This is a genomic window from Amycolatopsis sp. NPDC058278 (genome assembly GCF_042881395.1).
In the GTDB taxonomy this organism is placed as follows: domain Bacteria; phylum Actinomycetota; class Actinomycetes; order Mycobacteriales; family Pseudonocardiaceae; genus Amycolatopsis.
The window spans coordinates 23,416-40,890 of record NZ_JBHVXZ010000008.1 but is presented as its reverse complement, the minus strand read 5'-3'; the positions used below and the strand labels follow the sequence as shown (position 1 = coordinate 40,890).

Sequence of the window (17,475 nt, the reverse complement as noted above, 5' to 3'; positions counted from 1 at the left end):
GTGTGTTTCTGGGGGTCTGGAAATAACTTTGGTAATGTTTCGATGCCCGGCGGCGGGGGGGGGGCCGGCCGGGCCCACCCCGCTTTCCCTACTCGCGCAGGCCGATCGCGTCGATCGGCCGGGCCCGCAGCGCCACCGACGTCGCCACCCCGATCGCCACCATCCCGAGCAGGACCGCGCCGGCGATGATGCCGAAGTAGACGGACGGCGGCCCGGCGGGCAGCGGGTTGCTCCGGAGGCCGAAGTTGAGCAACACCAACGGGAGCAGGGCCACCAGCGTCCCGAGGACGACGGCGATCCCGACCGTGGCCAGTGCTTCGAGCCGCATCATGCGGGTCACCTGGCGGCGGGTCGTGCCCACCAGCCGCAGCAGCGCGAACTCGCGGCCGCGCTGCGCGGTCGTCAGGACCAGCGTGTTGGCCACCGAAATCGCCAGGTACCCGACGATCACGCCGGCCGCCACCAGGTTCAGGTAGAACTGCGCCTGCCGTTCCCCGCCTTCCGGAGCGGTGGTGACCGCGGCCGGGGCCAGCACCAAACCCGGGTACGGCAACGCACTCAGCGCCGAAGCCACCGCGCCCGCGTCGGCGCCGGGCTGCCGCCGGACCAGCACCGAATCGTCCAGGCGGCCGCCGATGTGCTCGCGGGCCAGCGCGACCGGCAGGACGAAGTCACCGAAGGCCAGGTCGTGCGTGTAGGTGGCGACCAGCCGCAGCTTCGCCGGGACGCCGTCGCCGAAGTAGAACTCGACCTCGTCGCCGAGCTTCTTGCCCAGCCAGTCGGCTTCCGAACCGCTGAGCGCGACGGTGTCCCCGGTCAGGTCGGTGAGCCGCCCGGCGTCGACGCCCAGTTCGAGGGCCGCCCCCGCTTGGTCGCCCGCCAGGCCCTGCGCGGGTGTCCGCTGGACCTCCACGCTGTCGCCCACCGGCGTCGCGGTGATCACGGACGTGCGGACCACCGGTGTCGCCGCCGCGACCCCGGGCACCCGGCCGGCCGCCGCGGCCACCTCCGGCGAGACCCCGCCCGGTGCCGTGAGCACGTAGTCGGCGGTCGTCGACCGCGCCGATTCCTGCTGGGCCGCGGTCGTGGTGGCCATCGGCCCGTAGAACGTCACGAGCGCGAACGCGACCGCCAGCATCAGCGGGGTCACCGCCGCGGCGACGCGCCGGGCGTTGGCGTGGGCGTTCGCTCCCGCCAGGTATCCGCTGATCCGCCAGAGCCGCGTCAGCACGGGGACCAGGAACCGCATCACCAGCCCGGTCACCTGCGGCCCGACCACGGCCAGGCCGATGACGATCACCAGCGTCGCCATCGACGACGTCGCGGCGGCGAGGTCACCGCGCAGGAACAAGGGGGCGAGCGCGCCGCCGACGCCGGCCAGCACCAGGCCCCAGCCGGTGAGCAGGCGGCCCCGGCCGAGCTCGCGGCGTTCCACCGCGGCCTCGCCCAGCGCTTCGACGGGCCGGATCGACGACGGCCGCCGCGACGCCGCCCAGGCGGCCAGCCGCGCCGCGCCCAGGCCGAGCAGGACCGCGGCCAGCAGCGGGAGCGGGCTGATCGCCAGCCCGAAGTCGGCCGGGATCACGCCGATCGCGGCGAACGCGTCCCGCAGCCCACCGGCGACCGCCAGGCCCAGCACACTGCCCAGCACGCCGGCGACGAGCGCGATCAACGTCGTCTCGATCCCGATGAGCTTGCGGATCTGCCGCGGGGTCGCCGCGACCGCGCGCAGCAGCGCGAACTCCCGGCGGCGCTGGTTGATGGTCAGGGCCAGCGTGCTCGCCACCACGAACACCGCGACGAGCAGCGCGAAGCCGCCGAACGAACCGGCGATGGCCAGCAGCAGCAGCCGCGTCTGGCTGACGTCGAGGAACTCGATGCTGCTGCGCTCGACCCCGGTGGCCACTTCGGCGCCGTCCGCGACGGCACGCACCCGGTCGGCGAGGTCCGCCGGATCGACCCCGGGCTCGGCGAGGACGCCGATCGCGTGCACCTGACCCGGCCGTCCGGCCAGTTCCGCGGCCCGTTCCGGGGTGAAGAACACCGCCGACTGGCGCGAGCCGCCGTCGATGATGCCGCTCACCTTGAAAGGCACCGTCCCGGACCGGGTGGTGATCCGCACCTGCCCGCCGATGCCGACGTCGGCCCGGCGCGCCAGGTCGGCGTCCAGCACGACCTCGCCGCCGGTCGCGGGCGCGTCGCCGCCGCGCAGGGTGAAGGGCGCCAGCACGGCCGCGTCCCAGTTGTGCCCCAGCGATTCCCGGCCGGCGAGCACCTGCCCGTCGCGGGTGACGACCTGCGCCGGGAAGCTCTGCTCCGCCACCGCCGCGCGCACCCCGGGCACCGCGGCGATCCGCCCGGCCAGCGCCGCCGGGACCGACGGCTGCTCGCCGACCTGCTCGGTGGAGAGAGCGTCGGCGCCGGGCGGGCGCACGGTCTGCGCCCCGCCCACGACGACGGCCGCGGCGGCGTACCGCTGGGTGGGGACGCCGGCACGCAGGCCGGATTCCATGAGGACGCCGCAGGCGGCCACCAGGGCGGTGCCGCACAGGATCGCGATGAAGGCGCCGGCGAAGCCGCCGAGCCGGCTCCGGATGGTCTGCCAGGCGAGGGTCAGCACGGTCACCACTCCCCGAGGTGCGTCATCCGCTCCGCCACCCGCTCGGGGGTGGGGTGCGAGAGGTGGCCGGCCAGCTTGCCGTCGGCCAGGAAGAGCACGCCGTGCGCGGCCGACGCCGCGACCGGGTCGTGGGTCACCATCAGCACGGTCTGCCCCATCTGCTCGACGATCGCGCGGAGCAGGTCCAGCACCTGCCGCCCGGTGCGGGTGTCGAGGGCGCCGGTCGGCTCGTCGGCCAGCACCACCTCGGGCCGGGTGACGAGCGCCCGCGCGATCGCGACGCGCTGCTGCTGCCCGCCGGACAGCTCCGCCGGACGGTGCTCCAGCCGGTTCGCGATCCCCACGCCGTCGACGATCTCCCGCAGCCACTGCGGGTCCGGCTTCCGCCCGGCGAGCCGCAGCGGGAGCGTGATGTTCTGCAGCACGTTCAGCGACGAGAGCAGGTTGTAGGCCTGGAAGACGAACCCGATCCGGGTGCGCCGCAGCTCCGTCAGCTCGCGTTCCTTGAGCCTGCCGATCTCGGTGCCGCCGAGCAGCACCCGCCCGGACGTCGGCCGGTCGAGGCCGGCCGCGCGGTGCAGGAAGGTGCTCTTGCCCGAGCCGGACGGGCCCATCACGGCGGTGAACGTCCCCCGCGCCACCCCCGCCGACACCCCGTCCAGCGCGGTGACCGCGCCGTCGCCGGAGCCGTACACCTTCCGCACCCCGCTGAGCTCCAGCGCGTACGCGCTCGCTGTGGTCATCTCTGTCCCCTTAAGACTGTTCTTTGCGTCCCAAGGAAAACTAGGTCGCGCGCACCGGGACTTCGATCCCGTGGAGGGGTGGATCGGGGGTAGCGCCAGCACCACCACGGTGGTGGGGTGGGACACTGTCCGGGTGACGACCCGCCTGCGCGAGTGCTGGTCGGCGGTTCGCTACCTGGTGGTCGGCGCCGGCACCTCGATGCTCTCGCTGTTCGCCCTCGCCGGGCTGTTCGCCGTCCTGCTGCTGTGCCCGTTCGGCATCGGGATCCCGTCGCTGGCCCCGGCGATCCGGCTGGCGCGGTGGCCCGTGGGGGTCGACCGCCGCCGCGCCGCGCGCGCACTCGGCGAGCCGATCCCCGAGCCCTACCGCGACGGCTCCCCGCTCAAGGACCCGGCCACCCGGCGCGACCTCGCGTGGCTCGCGATCCACGCCGCGACCGGCATGATCATCGGCGCGCTGGCGTTCGGCCTGCCGCTCGGCGCGGTCCAGCAGGTGATCACGGTCTTCGTCTGGCCGCTGGTGCCCGGCGGGATCGAAGGTTCGCTGGGGATCGTGGTGGACTCCTGGCCGCGGGCCGGGCTGGACCTGCTGGTGGCCGCCGCCATGGTCGCGGCCACCCTGCAGCTGCCGCGGGTCGCCCGGTGGCAGGCCCGCACCGCGCGGAAGCTGCTGGCGCCCGCCCCCGGCGTCGTGCTGGCGGACCGGGTCGCCGAGCTGACCGCGACCCGGGCGGCGGCGCTGGAGGCGCACGGGGCCGAACTGCGGCGCATCGAACGTGACCTGCACGACGGCACGCAGGCGCGGATCGCGGCGGTCGTGCTGCAGCTGGGCATCGCCGGCCAGCTGTACGACCGCGACCCGGCGACAGCACGCGATCTGCTGGTCAAGGCGCAGGACACCGCGACCGACGCGCTGGCCGAGCTGCGCACGGTCGTCCGCAGCATCTACCCGCCGCTGCTGAGCGAACGCGGCTTGGCCGGGGCGGTGCGTGCGCTCGCCGAGCGCAGCCCGGTGCCGGCCGCCGTCGCCGTCGAGTACGAGACGGGCCGCCCGGCCGCGGTCGAGGCCGCCGCGTACTTCGTCGTCGCCGAAGTGCTGGCCAACGTGACCAAGCACGCCGACGCGTCCCAGGTGGACATCACGCTCGGCGGCACGGCGTCCTTGCTGCGCCTGGAAATCCGCGACGACGGCCGCGGCGGCGCCGACGAGTCGCGGGGCAGCGGGCTGGCCGGCATCCGCCGCCGCGCCGAAGCCTTCGACGGAACCCTCACCCTGACCAGCCCACCCGGTGGGCCGACCGTGCTGCGAGTGGAGCTGCCATGCGGGTCGTGATCGCCGAGGACGACGCGTTGCTGCGCGAAGGCCTCTCCCTGCTGCTGAAGACGGCCGGCATCGAGGTGGCCGCCGCGGTGGACAACGCCGAGGACTTCCTGGCGTTCATCGAGGGCGAGCGCCCCGACGCGGTCGTGATGGACGTGCGCATGCCGCCGACCCACCGCGACGAGGGCTTGCGCGCCGCCGTCCGCGCCCGCGAGATCCACCCGGGGCTGCCGGTGCTGGTGCTGTCGGCCCACGTGGAGACGAGTTACGCGGTCGAGCTGCTCGCCGACGGCGTCGGCGGGGTCGGCTACCTGCTCAAGGAGCGCGTCGGCAAGGTCGAGCGGTTCGTCGACGCACTCCAGCGGGTCGCGAAGGGCGGCACCGCGATGGACCCGGAGGTGATCGGCCAGCTGATGGCCCGCCGCCGCGCGGCGGACCCCCTGGACGCGTTGACCGCCCGGGAGCGCGAAGTGCTGGGGCTGATGGCCGAGGGCTACAACAACAGCACGATCGCCGAGCTCCTGGTCGTCAGCGACGGCGCGGTGCTCAAGCACATCCGGAACATCTTCGCGAAGCTCGGCCTGCCGTCCGACGAAGGCGCGGGGCACCGACGGGTCCTGGCGGTGCTGGCCTACCTCGGCCGGGATGCGGGGTAGCGCAGGCACCACCCCGCATCCGGGTGCGGACGGCATTCTCGCCGTCGTCGCGAATCCCTAGCGTTGCCGGCATGAACAACGACAACGTTTCCACGCGTACTCCGAGCCCGGTTCTCCTGTGGCTGGTTCTGGTGATCAGTTCCGCGGTCAACGCGGCAGGCCCGTTGGCGGGCCTCGGTTTGCCGGTGCGGACGATCGCCGGCGGCATCGCGATCGGGGCGATCGCGCTGCTGGTCACCCACTACGTCCGGCGCCGCCGGGCGGAGCGCCACTCTTCCTGATCGTCGACGAGCCTTCTCGACGCAGCAGGCGGCGTCCCCTTCAGTCCTCGGAAGCCAAGGCACGCAACAGATCCCGCAGCGCCTCCTGGTGATCCGCGCGCAGCGATCCCAGCGGTGAGCTGTCGCCCAGCAGCTTCAACGCTTCGGCCCGGCGCCGGTCGCCTTCCGGGGTGAGGACGATCTGCTTGGCCCGCCGGTCCGTCGGGTGCGGGTGCCGGTTGAGCAGCCCGCGTTCCTCGAGGCGGTCGAGCACGAACGTCGCGTTCGAGGCCTCGCACGCCATGCGCGCGGCCAGCTCGCGCGCGGTGATCGGCTCCGACAGCTCGCGCAGCGCCACCACCTGGCTCGGGGTGAGCGCCATGGCGTCCGCGACCCGGCGGACGTGGCTGTCGAGGGTGCGCGCGAGGCCGTGGACCAGCTTGCAGACGTCGCGGTCGATCTCCTCGCTCGGCATGCCCGCAACTCTAGACCCCATGGTTCGAACTGTGATAGTTCTAGCTCGAATCATTACAACTCGAACCAACTGGGGGTTCCGTGGCCGTCTTTTCCCTCATGCTCGTCGTGTTCAGCCTCACGACCGGCGAATTCGTGGTGTCGGGCATCCTTCCGGACGTCGCCGGCGGGCTGGCGATCCCGCTTTCGGCCGCCGGTCTGCTGACCACCGCCTACGCGATCGGCATGATCGCCGGCGGGCCGATCGTCACGCTGCTGACCGCGCGGGTCTCGCGGAAACCGCTGATCATCGGGCTGGTCACCGCGGCCGTGCTGGCGAACGCGGCCTCCGCCGTGGCCCCGGGCTATCCGCTCCTGCTGGTTTCGCGGGTGCTCGCCGGCCTGGTGGTGGCCACCTTCTTCGCCGTCGCGATCGCCACGGCGGCGGCGGAGGCCCGCCCGGGCAGGCAGGCGTCCGCCGTGGCGAAGGTGGCGCTGGGCTTGAACCTCGGCATCGTCCTCGGCGCGCCGCTGGGCACGGTCGTCGGGCAGCACCTCGGCTGGCGGGCGACGTTCTGGTCGGTTTCGGCCGCCGCTGCGCTGGCGCTGCTGGCGGTGCTGCGGTTCGTCCCGGACCGGCCGTCATCGACGACCGGTCCGGTGACCGGTGAGCTGCGCGTCTTCGCCGACCGCCGGGTCCAGCTGGCGATCGCGCTGACCGCGGCCGGCAACGTAGGAGTCCTGACGGTCTTCACGTACCTCGCCCCGCTGCTGACCGAGGTCGGCGGCTTCCCCGCCGGAGCCGTCCCGGCGCTCCTCCTCGGCTACGGCGCCGGCGCGGTCCTCGGCAACACCGTCGGCGCCCGCCTGGCGGACCGGGCGCTGCTGCCGTCGCTGGCCGGCCTGCTCGCAGTGCTGGCCGGCGTGCTGGCCCTGGCCTGGCTGGCCGGCGGCAACCAGCTCGCGACGGTGGTGTCGACGGTGGTGCTGGGCGCGCTCGCCTTCGCGATCGTGCCGGGCATGCAGACCCGGGTGATCACGGCGGCGGGCGCGGCCCCCACGCTGGCGGTGGCGGTCAACGCATCGGGCTACCAGCTGGCGGCGGCATTTGCCGGCCGGCTGGGCGGCGAGGTGATCGACACCGGGGGCCCGCGGCCGATCTACCTGGTCGCTGCCGCACTCACCCTGAGCGGGTTGGGGATTGCCCTGTACTCGCTACGACAGGACCGGCGAGTGTCCGTGTGAACGCCTTGGGCAGCACCAAGCCGAGGCCGCGGCGAGGACTCAACCCGGAGCGGGCACGCCGTGACGGGGCTCCTCGCCCGGCACTGAGACCTCGCCGCGGCCGAACCGGCCGCGGCGAGACCTGTCCGCGCGAAGGCCGCGCCGCGGCGGAACCTGCCGCCGCCGGACCGGCCCCCGCGACTCACTCCGGCAGGCCCGGGACTTGCCCGGCGCCCACAGCACCAGGCCCCTCAGGCACCCGCGTCAACTTCCTGCGCACCACCGACGCGAGCACCATCGCCACCGCGACCAGCCCGGCGGCGACCCAGAACGGGCTCACCGCTCCCAGCAACGCCCCCGCGAGCACCGGACCGGCCGTCGCGCCGCCGTTGAGGGCCGCCGTCGCGAAGGCGCCCGCCATCGTCGGTGCGCCCGTTGCCCCGTGCAGGATTCGCGTGATCACCGTGCTGCCCACCGCGAACGACAACGCGCCCTGGACGAACGCGAGGCCGGGTAGCGCCGCCGGGAGGTGCGCCGCCAGTGCCGCCGCGATCCAGCCGGCGAGCAGCAGGGGGCCACCGAACGCGATGATCCGGCCGGGCCACCGGTCCGCGAGCCGGCCCGCCGCGGTGACCCCGGCGAAGCAGCCCGCACCGAAAGCCGCCAGCACCAGCGGCACCGGTGCGACGCCGGCGGCCAGTGGCGCCAAGTAGGTGAAGACGCCGAACGTGGCCGCGTTGACGAGCGCGGCGAGCAGGAACACCCCGGCGAGGGGGCGCAGCGCGGCCAGCTCGTCACGCAGTCCCGACGGCTTCGCCCCGGCCGGGGTGTCGGCGATCCGCCACACCCCGGCGAAGGCGGGCAGGCAGAGCAGGGCGACCGCCCAGAACGCCGACCGCCAGCCGAAAGCCGCGTCGAGCAATGCGCCACCCGGCACTCCGGCGACGCACGCCATCGTCGTGCCGCCCAGCAGGACGGCCAGTGCCCGGCCTTCGCGACCGGGCGGCACGAGCGTGGTGGCGGCGGTCAGCGCGACCGCGAGGAACCCCGCGTTCGCCACCGCGGCCAGCACCCGCGTCCCGAGCAGGACGGCGAACGACGTCGTCAGCCCGCCGGCCACGTGGGTCACCGCGAACAGCGCCAAGAAGCCCAGCAGCGCGGTGCGCCGCCGGCAGGACCGTGCGAGCGCGGCCATCGCCGGCGCGCCGGCGACCATGCCGGCGGCGAAGGCGGCGGTCAGGTAGCCCGCCTGCGCCAGGGAAATCCCGAGCGCGGCGGCGATGCCGGGCACCAGCCCGGCGAGCATGAATTCGGACGTGCCCATGGCGAACACGGCCAGGGCGAGGAAGTACAGGGGCACACGAAACTCCAGGGAGCACGAGATCGATGGACGATTTCGTGGTCACCCCGGGAACCCGGGAACTCCGGGATGCGGGAAGTCACCGGGCTGCCGGGAAGACCGGCAGCCCTGCCCTGGACGCTTCGGGACTCGACACGCCCCGACCGTACCGGCCGCGGTGGCGGCTCGGCGAGCGGTTTCCGCCGGCGGGGCCCGCCACGAGCCGCGGAGTCCACTAAGGACGCAGGCTGCGCAGCATCAGGTCCGCGAAGTGCTTCCCCACCTGCTCCCCCGACAGCTCGCCCTCGGCGTGGTACCACATGCCCAGCCGGTGGATGGCGCCGAAGTGGTAGTTGATCACCAGGTCCGCCGGGACGTCGTCGCGGAAGACGCCCGCCTGCTGGCCTTCGGCGACCAGGTCGCGGACCCGCTCGTGGTAGGTCCGCCGCTCCGCGCGCACCTGGACCTGCTTGGACTTCTCCAGCAGCGGGAACGACTGGAAGAACACGGTCGCCGCGTCGAGGTCGGCGATGCTCGTGACCACGACGTCGGCGATGATCGCGTGCAGCCGCTCCGGCAGCGGCAGGTCCGACTCGGCGATCGTCACCATCCGCCGGGTCTGCATCCGCAGCATCGCGGCGTAGATCTCGAAGAGCAGGTCGTCCTTGGACTCGAAGTAGTGGTACAGCCCGCCCTTGGTGACGCCGGCTTCCTCGACGATCTCGCGGACCGACGTCGCCTCGAAGCCCTTCTCGGCGAACAGCCGCACCGCCGCCCGCACGACCTTCTCCCTGACACTCATGTCGCCACCCTATGTGAGCGAACGGGCCGGCCCGTGGCGCCCACGGGCCGGCCCGTCGTCACTTGCTCACCAGGTTGACCTGCTCCGGAGTGGCCCGCTCACCGGAGTACGGCGTGATCGCGCCCGTGCCACGGTCGGTGACGGCCGGTGGCTGGATCACCGTCGTCGAGGTGTCCGGGTTGATCTTGAACACGTACGCGCCCGTGTAGCCGGCGTGGGACTCCTTCGAGAAGCCGAACGGCGTCAGGCCCGGGCCCTTCAGCGACCCGGAGCTCATCGCGTCGACGATCTTCTGCCGCGTCGGCTCCGGGCCGGCCGCCTTGAGCGCCTGCCCGAACGTGTAGGCCTGCACCATGCCGAACAGGACGGTGTTGGTGAACGGCTCCTTCGCGATGTACTTGTCGTGGATGGCCTTGAAGTAGGCGACCCACGGGTCCGACGTCTGGGCGACGTCCGGCAGGTACCCCGTGCCGATCAGGCCGGCCAGCAGCTGCCCGCTGGAGACGCTGGCGCCGCCGCGCTTGGCGAAGTCCTGCAGCAGCCCGGAGAGCGTCGCCGGGTCCGCGCCGATGCTGCTGACCACGAACTGCGGGTGGTAGCCGATCTTCGCGGCGGCCAGGATGGCCAGCGCGGTGAACGCCGGGATGCACGCGCAGACGACGACCTCGGCGCCGGCCGCCTTGAGCGCGGACAACTGGGGCGTGACGTCGGTGTTGGCGCTGTCGTAGCCCTGCCGGACGACGGTCTGGTCCTTGACGAACTGGTCGAGCCCGGCCTGCGTGTCACGGCCGACGTCGTCGTTCTGCGTGAAGTAGCCGACCTTCTTGCCCGCGAAGGTGTCCTTGACGTACTTGCCCTGGATCTTGCCTTCCCGGGTGTAGTCCACCTGGTACCCGAAGGTCATCGGCGCCTTCTGCGGGTTGTCCCAGGCGAGCGCGCCCGAGGACACCAGCAGGTCCGGCACGCCTTCGGTGTTCAGGTAGTCGACGACCTTGGAGTGCGTCGGCGTCCCCAGCCCGCCGACGATCGCGAACACCTTGTCCTGCAGGACGAGCTTCTTGACGACCTCGACGGTCTTCGTCGGGTTGTAGCCGTCGTCCTCCACCTTGTAGTCGATCTTGCGCCCGTTGATCCCGCCGCCGTCGTTGATCGCCTGGTACACCGCGCGGGCACCGACGGAGATCTTGCTGTACCCGGGCGCGGCCGGGCCGGTGAGCGGCTGGTGGCTGCCGATGACGACGGCGTCCTTCGTGACACCGACGGCCGAATCGGTGGCCGCCTGCTGACCGCCGCCGTCGCTCTCCCCCGCGCCGCCGCACGCGGTCAGCGCCAGGGCGAGGGCGAAGAAACCCGCGCCGAGCTTAGTGCTTCTCATGGTTCTCCTTCTGGTTCGCGGATCGACGGAGGAGGACGCCAAGCCGGTGGAAGCCACCTTGGATGCCCCGGGGGAAGGCGAGCACGACGACGATGAGGATGACGCCGTACACCGCGAGCGGGAGGTTGTTGGCCACGTCGGTGTTCAGGTGCAGCACGTCGGCGAGGTCCTCGGACCAGGCCTGGAAGTACACGAGCGCGACCGCGCCCCACAGCGCGCCCCACAGGGAACCGAGCCCGCCCAGCACCACCGCGGCCAGCAGGCTCAGTGACAGCGCGGGCGTGAACGAGCCGGGCGCGGCGGTGCCGAGCAGGAACGCCTGCAGGCCACCGGCGAGCCCGCCGCACACCGCGCTGACCAGGAAGGCGAGGATCTTCGTGCGCCCGACGGCGATCCCGCTCAACGCGGCGGCGACCTCGTCGTCGCGGACCGCGCGGAAGTCCCGGCCGAGCCGGCCGCGGACGATGTTGACCACCAGCACCAGCGCGAGCAGCACGCTGAGCCAGACGATCCAGGTCTGCCACCGCAGTTCCGGGACGCCGACGCCGGCCGGTCTGCTGTGGACGGTGAAGCTCAGCCCGTTGCTGCCGCCCAGGAAGTCGGGGAACTTCCGGGTGAGCGCGGGCAGGCCGACGGCCAGTGCCAGCGTCGCGCCGGCGAGGTACGGGCCGCGCAGCCGCGCAGCCGCCGCGCCGGCCAGCAGCCCCGCCAGGCCGCCGGCGACCGACGCGAGCAGCAGGTCGGCCCACAGCGGGAACGACGGCACCCGCCGGACCAGCAGCGCCACCGTGTACGCGCCGATGAACATGAAGGCGCCGTGCCCCAGCGAAACCTGGCCGGTGAGGCCGGTCAGCAGGGTCAGCCCGGCCACGGCGATCAGGTAGTAGCCGATCGTCGCGATGCGCAGGTTGGTGAACTCGTCGGTGACCAGGGTCAGCAGCACGATCACGGCGAGCGCACCCAGCGCGGCCAGCGCGTGGACGAGCAGCGGCGGCAGCGTGCGGCGCCGCTTCGGCGTTTTCACGCGGGTTTCCGGGACTTCCGTGCGCACGCTCATACCCGCCTCACCTTGGCCCGGCCGAACAACCCGGCGGGCCGCAGCGTCAGCACGACCACCAGGATGACCAGCGCGGCGATCGTCACCATCTCCGGTCCGAAGTAGCCGGACACATAGGACAGCCCGACGCCGAGGACGAACCCGCCGGCAATGGTGCCCAGCGGGTTGTCGAGGCCGCCGAGCACGGCCGCGGTGAGCGCGTAGACGAAGACGCCGTCCAGCACGTTCGGGAAGAGGAACGGCGGCGTGGCGAGCAGCCCGGCCAGCGAGCCGACGGCCGCGGCCAGCCCCCAGCCGGCGGTGAGCATCAGCCCGACCCGCACGCCGAGCGTCCGAGCCACTTCGGGGGCGAACGCGGCCGCGCGCATCCGCAGGCCCAGCGGCGTGTACTTGAACACCACCAGTACCAGCGCGGCGATGGCGACGACGACGAGCACGACGAACAGGTCGTTGGCGGAGAACCGGCCGCGGAAGTCGAAGGCGTACGGGAACGCTAGCGGCTCGTTGGACCAGATCATGCCCGCGACCGCCTGCAGCACCAGCAGGAGCCCGAGCGTGACGATGATCGAGCTGAGCTCGGAGCGGTGCCGCAGCGGCCGGATGAGCAGCCGTTCGGTGGCGACGCCCAGCACGGTCCCGGCGACGATGGCGACGGCGAAGCCGAGCCAGTAGCTGCCCGTCGCCTTCGTCACCGAGTACGCGAGGTAGGTCGAGATCAGGGCGAGGGCGGGTTGCGCGAAGTTCACCACCCGGGTGGCCCGGTAGATGATGACCAGGGCGAGCCCGAGCGCCGCGTACACCGCGCCGGCCGAGATCCCGCCGAGGGTCAGGTCGAAGAAGTCCTGCATGCCGGACCGTTCACCTCCTGGTGGGTGGGTCAGAAGCCTCAGAAACCGAGGTAGGCGTGGCGGAGGCCGTCGTCGGCCAGCAGTTCCGCCGCGGCGTCGACGGCCACGACCCGGCCGAGCGCGAGGACGTACCCGCGGTCGGCGATGGACAGCGCGGAGTGCGCGTTCTGCTCGACGAGCACGACGGTGAGCCCGGTGGTGGCCCGCAGATCGCGCAGGATGCCCATGATCCGGGCGGTGATGAGCGGGGCGAGCCCGAGCGACGGTTCGTCGAGCAGCAGCAGCGACGGGCGGCTCATCAGAGCGCGGCCGATGGCGAGCATCTGCCGTTCGCCGCCGGAGAGCGTGGAGGCGGGTTTCGCCGAACGTTCTTCCAGGGCCGGGAAAAGCTCGTACATCTCCCGGCGCGCGGCGGCCCGGTCGGCGCGGTCCCGCCGCCACAGCGCGCCCAGCCGGAGGTTCTCGTCGACGGTCAGCTCGGTGATGACGCCGCCGCCTTCGGGCACGTGCGCGACGCCGCCGCGCGCGATCCGGTCCGGTGCCAGCCCGGTCAGTTCCTTGCCGTCCCAGGTGATCCGCCCGCCGCGGGCGGGCTGCAGGCCGCTGATCGTGCGCAGCAACGTGGTCTTCCCGGCGCCGTTCGCCCCGAGCACGGCGGTGATCCCGCCGCGTTCGACGGTGATGCCGACGCCGTCGAGCGCGCGGACGGCGCCGTAGGCCACGGACAGCTCTTCGATCTCAAGCACCGGGCGCCTCCTCGGCGGGGTCACCGAGGTAGGCCTCGGCCACGCGGGGGTCGGCCTGGATCTCGGCCGGGCTGCCCGCCGCGATCACCTCGCCGAAGTTCAGCACCACCACGCGGTCGCAGACCTCCATGACCAGGTCCATGTGGTGTTCGACGAGCACGACGGCCATGTGCCGCCGCAGCGAGACGATCAACGTCGACAACTCGGCGAGTTCGGCGGACGACAGCCCGCTCGCGGGTTCGTCGAGCAGCAGCAGGTCGGGTTCGGCCACCAAGGCCCGCGCGAGCGCCACCCGTTTCCGCACGCCGTAGGGCAGCACGCCGGGCAGCCGGCCGGCGAGGTCGGCGATTCCCAGCTCGCCGAGGGTTTCGCGGGCCCGCCCGGCCAGGTCGGCTTCGTCGCGCGCCGACCGGCCGGCGCCGGCGAGAGCCGGGAGCACACCGGTCCGGGCGTGGCGGCCCGCGCCGGCCATCACGTTCTCGAGGACCGTCAGCCCGGGGAACAGGCCGAGGCCCTGCAGCGTCCGGACGATCCCGAGCCGCGCGAGGTGTTCGGGGCGGTGCCGGACGAGCGGCCGTCCCCGCCACAGCACGCGGCCCGCCTGGGGCCGGACGAACCCGCAGACGACGTTGAACAGCGTCGTCTTGCCCGCGCCGTTGGGCCCGATGACCCCGACGACGGTGCCGGCGTCGACGCTCAGGTGGACGTCGTGCAGGGCGGTGAGTCCGCCGAACCGCACGGTGAGGCCGTCGACCACGAGCAGGTCTTCGCGGGGCAGTGCCTCACCGAGAAGCGTCATCGATGACTCTCCTATCCCACTATGTGGACCAATCCGTACCGCGCGGTCGGTATGAAGAGGGTGGGCTGCGGCGGCGGTCGTGTCAAGGTGCGAATCGCCGAAACCGGACCGGACCGGGGTGGTCCGAAAATTTCGAAATCCCGGGCAGCCGCGAGAAGCCCTGGCGGCACCCCCGTGACGCAAAAAAAGGGGCGGGTGCGCGATGCGCACCCGCCCCTTCGGCGATCAGGTCGCCGGCTCAGCCACTGCCGGTCTGCGGGGCGATCATCGAGGAGGCGTCGATCTTCGTCTGGACCACGCCCAGCTGCTGCAGCAGGTCCGGTACCCGCTGGATGCGGCGGGCGTCCAAGCTGGACCCGAAGGCGGGCATCACCATCAGGCTGGCGACGTCCTGGTCCACTTTGGCGTTGCGGACGACGAGGGGTTCGATCCGGGCCCGGTCGACCGAAGCGCGGGTGGCGTTGAGCATCGCGCGCTGGAACGCCCGCAGCGTCTTCGGGTGGTCCTGGACCCACTTGGCGGTGGCGCCGTAGCCGGTGAGGGGGAAGTTCTGGGTACTGCCGCTGGCGGCGTCGATGACCGGGTAGGCGCCGGCGGTCCGCGCGGCCTGGGTCAGGAAGGGTTCCGGCTGGTAGGCCGCGTCGATCCGGCCCTGCGCGAGCGCGCCGCTCATTTCCGGCAGCGGCATCGGAACCCACTGCACCTTGGCGGGGTCGACGCCGTGGTCGCGCATCACCGACCGGGTCAGCACGTCCGAAGCGGCGTTCTTCGAGCTGATGGCGATCCGCTTGCCCTCGAGGTCGCGCACGGTCTTCACCGGCGAGTTCGGGACGGTGACGACCTCGTTGCTGCGCGGGCTCGCCGACGTGCCGTCGGTCACCAGCTTCACGTCCGCACTGCCACTGCTCTTGGCCAGGAAGAACAGGGTGTAGGTGGACAGCGCGATGTCGTCCTGGCCGCTCGTCATCCGGCTCAGCGTCTCCTGGCCGCTGGTACCGACGTCGGTCTGCACCTCGAGCCCCTCGGCCTTGAAGTACCCGCCCTCCTGCGCGAGCCACAGCGGTGCGAGGTCGACGGTGGTGAGGATCGCCACCCGGATCGACGGCTTTTCGACGGCACCGGGGGCAGAGGAGCTCTTCAGCTGGCTGCACCCGGTCAGCAGGACGGCGACCAGGGCGAGCACGGCGAGCCGGCGGGTCGAGGCGCGATGAAGCATGCCACTCCTCGGAGAAGATTACGGGATCACGGAATACGGCTCGTTCGGCCGTGATCAGCCGGACTGTAGATGACGATTTCCCGGGTCGCAAATGTGTTGCCGAGAAATACGTCACGTCACGTTCACGCGAAAGAGTGACAAGACGCGGAACGGGTAACCCACTGACAGGGCCGACGGACACGTCGAAAAGAAACCGACGCCGGACTTCCGGTTTTCGTGATCTTGCCACCCCAGGTAGCGGCCACCACGGCCCGGTTCGGGACGCCGGATCGCGTCGCCGGAGCGACCGCGGCCCCCAGTGGAAGAGTCGGCCGAATCGCGGAGCATCCCGCGCCGCGCCGACCCCGCGGCCACAAAAACGATTTCCGGTCAATTCTTGTTCACCGCGTCCGAGCTATTCCGGATTCGCGCCACCTCCGACACCGAGCCCATTGAAGCGCCGAGAGACCGGAACGGAGAACCCCCATTCACCGCTCCCGCACTACAGGGCCGAACGGCCGTACCGGCTGCGGGCTGATCGGCTCATCCACGGAAACCACTTGCGGGACAACGAATGGCGGGTCGCCGCCGACGGCGTTCCGCCGGATCGGCCGACCGGGCAGAACGCATTCCTCCGGCTTCACCGGCCCGCCGCCGCCTGAATTCGTCGAATTCGCGGACCGGCGCGGAGAATCAGCTCGCCGCGGTCTCGGCGGGGGTGGTGAACCGGCGCAGGCCGGGCGTCGCCGCGCCGACCAGTGCCACCGCCACGACGCACAGCACCCCGCCGCTGACCAGCGCGAACGTTCCCGACGTCGCTCCCGCGACGAGACCGCCGCGCACGTTGCCGACGTCCGGGCCGGCCTGGCCGACGATCTGCTCGGCCGCCGCCACCCGGCCGAGCAGGGCGTCCGGGGTCGCCAGCTGGACCAGCGCACCCCGCGAGACCACCGAGACCGTGTCCGCCGCCCCCGCCACGACCAGGCAGGCCAGGCCGAGCCACCGGTCCGGGGCCAGGCCGAACCCCGTCAGCGCGACGCCCCAGAGCGCCGACCCCGCGAGCATCACCCGGCCCGGCCGCGACCGCCGCGTGAACGTCCCCGAGAACACCGACGCCACGACTCCGCCGACCGCCACGGCCGAGAGGAACAGGCCCAGCGTGCGCGGGTCGCCGGCGAAGCGTTCGGCGTTGACCAGCGGGAACAGGCTGATCGGCATGGACAGCACGGTGGCGGCGAGGTCGGTGAGCAGCGCACCCCGCACGACGGGCGTCCGCACGAGGAAGGCCAGCCCGTCGAGCACGCCGTGCAGCCCGGGCCGCGAAGGCTCGCCGCCGGGCCGCATCGCCGGGAGGCCGAAGACGCCGTAGAAGCCCATGCCGAACGTGAGCGCGTCGACGAGGTAGCAGCCGCCGACGCCGAACCACCCGAGGACGAGCCCGCCGAGCGCCGGGCCGAGCAGCATCGCGCCCTGGAAGGCGATCCGGTTCAGCGCGAGCCCGGCGGACAGCTGCTCCGGCGGCAGCAGCCGCGGGATGAAGGTGCGCGCGGCCGGCCCGCCACCCGCGACGAAACACGACTGGACGGCCACCAGCCCCAGCACCGCGACCACCGGCACGTCACCGAGAAACCCCTGCACCGCAAGGAAAATCGAGCAAACGGCCTGCCCGGTCGTGGCGACGAGCGCGAACTTCCGCCGGTCGACCCGATCCACGAGCGAACCGGCGAACAACCCGAACACGACGATCGGCAGCGCTTGGGCGAGCCCGACGGCACCGGTCCACACGGTGCTCCGGGTCTGCTCCCAGACCTGGAACATCACGGCGACGAGCGTCATCTGGGAGCCGAAACCGGAAAAGACGCGCCCCACCCAGAGCCGCCGGAACGGCGCCGAGACGCGGAGCGGGGTGAGGTCGACGAAGGCGCGGGTCAGGGGCACGGCCGCATCACGGCCGAATCATAACAGCGCTTGTGTACTTTGTGACTGGAATCAGTGCAGGGCGTCGGACACCGGGTCCGTCGTCAGGTTTCCACACCG

At 72.5% G+C, this 17,475-nt stretch carries 16 protein-coding genes; 4 read left to right on the top strand and 12 right to left on the bottom strand.

From position 1 onward, the window contains the following. Nucleotides 1-88 precede the first annotated feature (88 nt). Entirely contained in the window at nt 89-2,629 is a 2,541-nt protein-coding gene (locus ACFVYA_RS05965) for an ABC transporter permease (protein WP_387042906.1), read from the bottom strand. Further along, entirely contained in the window at nt 2,623-3,363 is a 741-nt protein-coding gene (locus ACFVYA_RS05960) for an ABC transporter ATP-binding protein (protein ID WP_387042904.1), read from the bottom strand. The genes ACFVYA_RS05965 and ACFVYA_RS05960 overlap by 7 nt, the downstream gene beginning before the upstream one ends. A gap of 133 nt (nt 3,364-3,496) precedes the next feature. On the opposite strand from ACFVYA_RS05960, the gene ACFVYA_RS05955 reads away from it, so the two are divergent. From ACFVYA_RS05955 to ACFVYA_RS05945, 3 genes are all read left to right on the top strand, one after another. Further along, on the top strand, nt 3,497-4,696 hold the full coding sequence (locus ACFVYA_RS05955; RefSeq protein WP_387042902.1) for a sensor histidine kinase: 1,200 nt from the start codon (nt 3,497-3,499) through the stop codon (nt 4,694-4,696). After that, on the top strand, nt 4,684-5,340 hold the full coding sequence (locus ACFVYA_RS05950; RefSeq protein WP_285988734.1) for a response regulator transcription factor: 657 nt from the start codon (nt 4,684-4,686) through the stop codon (nt 5,338-5,340). The genes ACFVYA_RS05955 and ACFVYA_RS05950 overlap by 13 nt, the downstream gene beginning before the upstream one ends. Nucleotides 5,341-5,411: 71 nt before the next feature. Next, nucleotides 5,412-5,621 (top strand): hypothetical protein, encoded by a 210-nt coding sequence (locus ACFVYA_RS05945; RefSeq protein WP_285988733.1) that lies wholly within the window; start codon nt 5,412-5,414, stop codon nt 5,619-5,621. 40 nt (nt 5,622-5,661) lie between these two features. Here ACFVYA_RS05945 and ACFVYA_RS05940 read toward each other — a convergent pair whose 3' ends face one another. Further along, a complete protein-coding gene (locus tag ACFVYA_RS05940; RefSeq protein WP_387042899.1) occupies nt 5,662-6,075 on the bottom strand; it encodes a MarR family winged helix-turn-helix transcriptional regulator in 414 nt (137 codons plus the stop codon). 80 nt (nt 6,076-6,155) lie between these two features. Here ACFVYA_RS05940 and ACFVYA_RS05935 point away from each other — a divergent pair, with 80 nt between their 5' ends. Beyond that, nucleotides 6,156-7,298, top strand: a complete 1,143-nt coding sequence (locus ACFVYA_RS05935) for an MFS transporter (protein WP_387042897.1) — start codon at nt 6,156-6,158, stop codon at nt 7,296-7,298. Nucleotides 7,299-7,479: 181 nt separating this feature from the next. Here ACFVYA_RS05935 and ACFVYA_RS05930 read toward each other — a convergent pair whose 3' ends face one another. The 9 genes from ACFVYA_RS05930 to ACFVYA_RS05890 form a co-directional block, all read right to left on the bottom strand. Further along, nucleotides 7,480-8,649: a Cmx/CmrA family chloramphenicol efflux MFS transporter gene (locus ACFVYA_RS05930; protein WP_387043059.1), complete on the bottom strand. Its 1,170-nt coding sequence runs from the start codon at nt 8,647-8,649 to the stop codon at nt 7,480-7,482. A gap of 202 nt (nt 8,650-8,851) precedes the next feature. Further along, the gene (locus ACFVYA_RS05925; RefSeq protein WP_387042895.1) at nt 8,852-9,418 is read right to left on the bottom strand and encodes a TetR/AcrR family transcriptional regulator; all 567 of its coding nucleotides are present in this window, start codon (nt 9,416-9,418) and stop codon (nt 8,852-8,854) included. 58 nt (nt 9,419-9,476) lie between these two features. Then, nucleotides 9,477-10,793 carry an ABC transporter substrate-binding protein gene (locus tag ACFVYA_RS05920; RefSeq protein WP_387042893.1) on the bottom strand — a complete coding sequence of 439 codons (1,317 nt, stop codon included), beginning with the start codon at nt 10,791-10,793 and terminating at the stop codon, nt 9,477-9,479. Next, nucleotides 10,780-11,850, bottom strand: a complete 1,071-nt coding sequence (locus tag ACFVYA_RS05915) for a branched-chain amino acid ABC transporter permease (protein ID WP_387042891.1) — start codon at nt 11,848-11,850, stop codon at nt 10,780-10,782. The genes ACFVYA_RS05920 and ACFVYA_RS05915 overlap by 14 nt, the downstream gene beginning before the upstream one ends. Next, entirely contained in the window at nt 11,847-12,698 is an 852-nt protein-coding gene (locus ACFVYA_RS05910) for a branched-chain amino acid ABC transporter permease (RefSeq protein WP_285988726.1), read from the bottom strand. The genes ACFVYA_RS05915 and ACFVYA_RS05910 overlap by 4 nt, the downstream gene beginning before the upstream one ends. 38 nt (nt 12,699-12,736) lie before the next feature. Continuing rightward, nucleotides 12,737-13,444 carry an ABC transporter ATP-binding protein gene (locus ACFVYA_RS05905; protein WP_387042889.1) on the bottom strand — a complete coding sequence of 236 codons (708 nt, stop codon included), beginning with the start codon at nt 13,442-13,444 and terminating at the stop codon, nt 12,737-12,739. After that, nucleotides 13,437-14,243, bottom strand: coding sequence for an ABC transporter ATP-binding protein (locus ACFVYA_RS05900; RefSeq protein ID WP_387042887.1), 807 nt, complete (start codon nt 14,241-14,243; stop codon nt 13,437-13,439). Before ACFVYA_RS05900 ends, ACFVYA_RS05905 begins: the two co-directional genes overlap by 8 nt. A 238-nt stretch (nt 14,244-14,481) precedes the next feature. After that, nucleotides 14,482-15,459 (bottom strand): ABC transporter substrate-binding protein, encoded by a 978-nt coding sequence (locus ACFVYA_RS05895; RefSeq protein ID WP_285988723.1) that lies wholly within the window; start codon nt 15,457-15,459, stop codon nt 14,482-14,484. A gap of 672 nt (nt 15,460-16,131) precedes the next feature. Next, nucleotides 16,132-17,376, bottom strand: a complete 1,245-nt coding sequence (locus ACFVYA_RS05890; RefSeq protein ID WP_387042885.1) for an MFS transporter — start codon at nt 17,374-17,376, stop codon at nt 16,132-16,134. Nucleotides 17,377-17,475 lie beyond the last annotated feature (99 nt).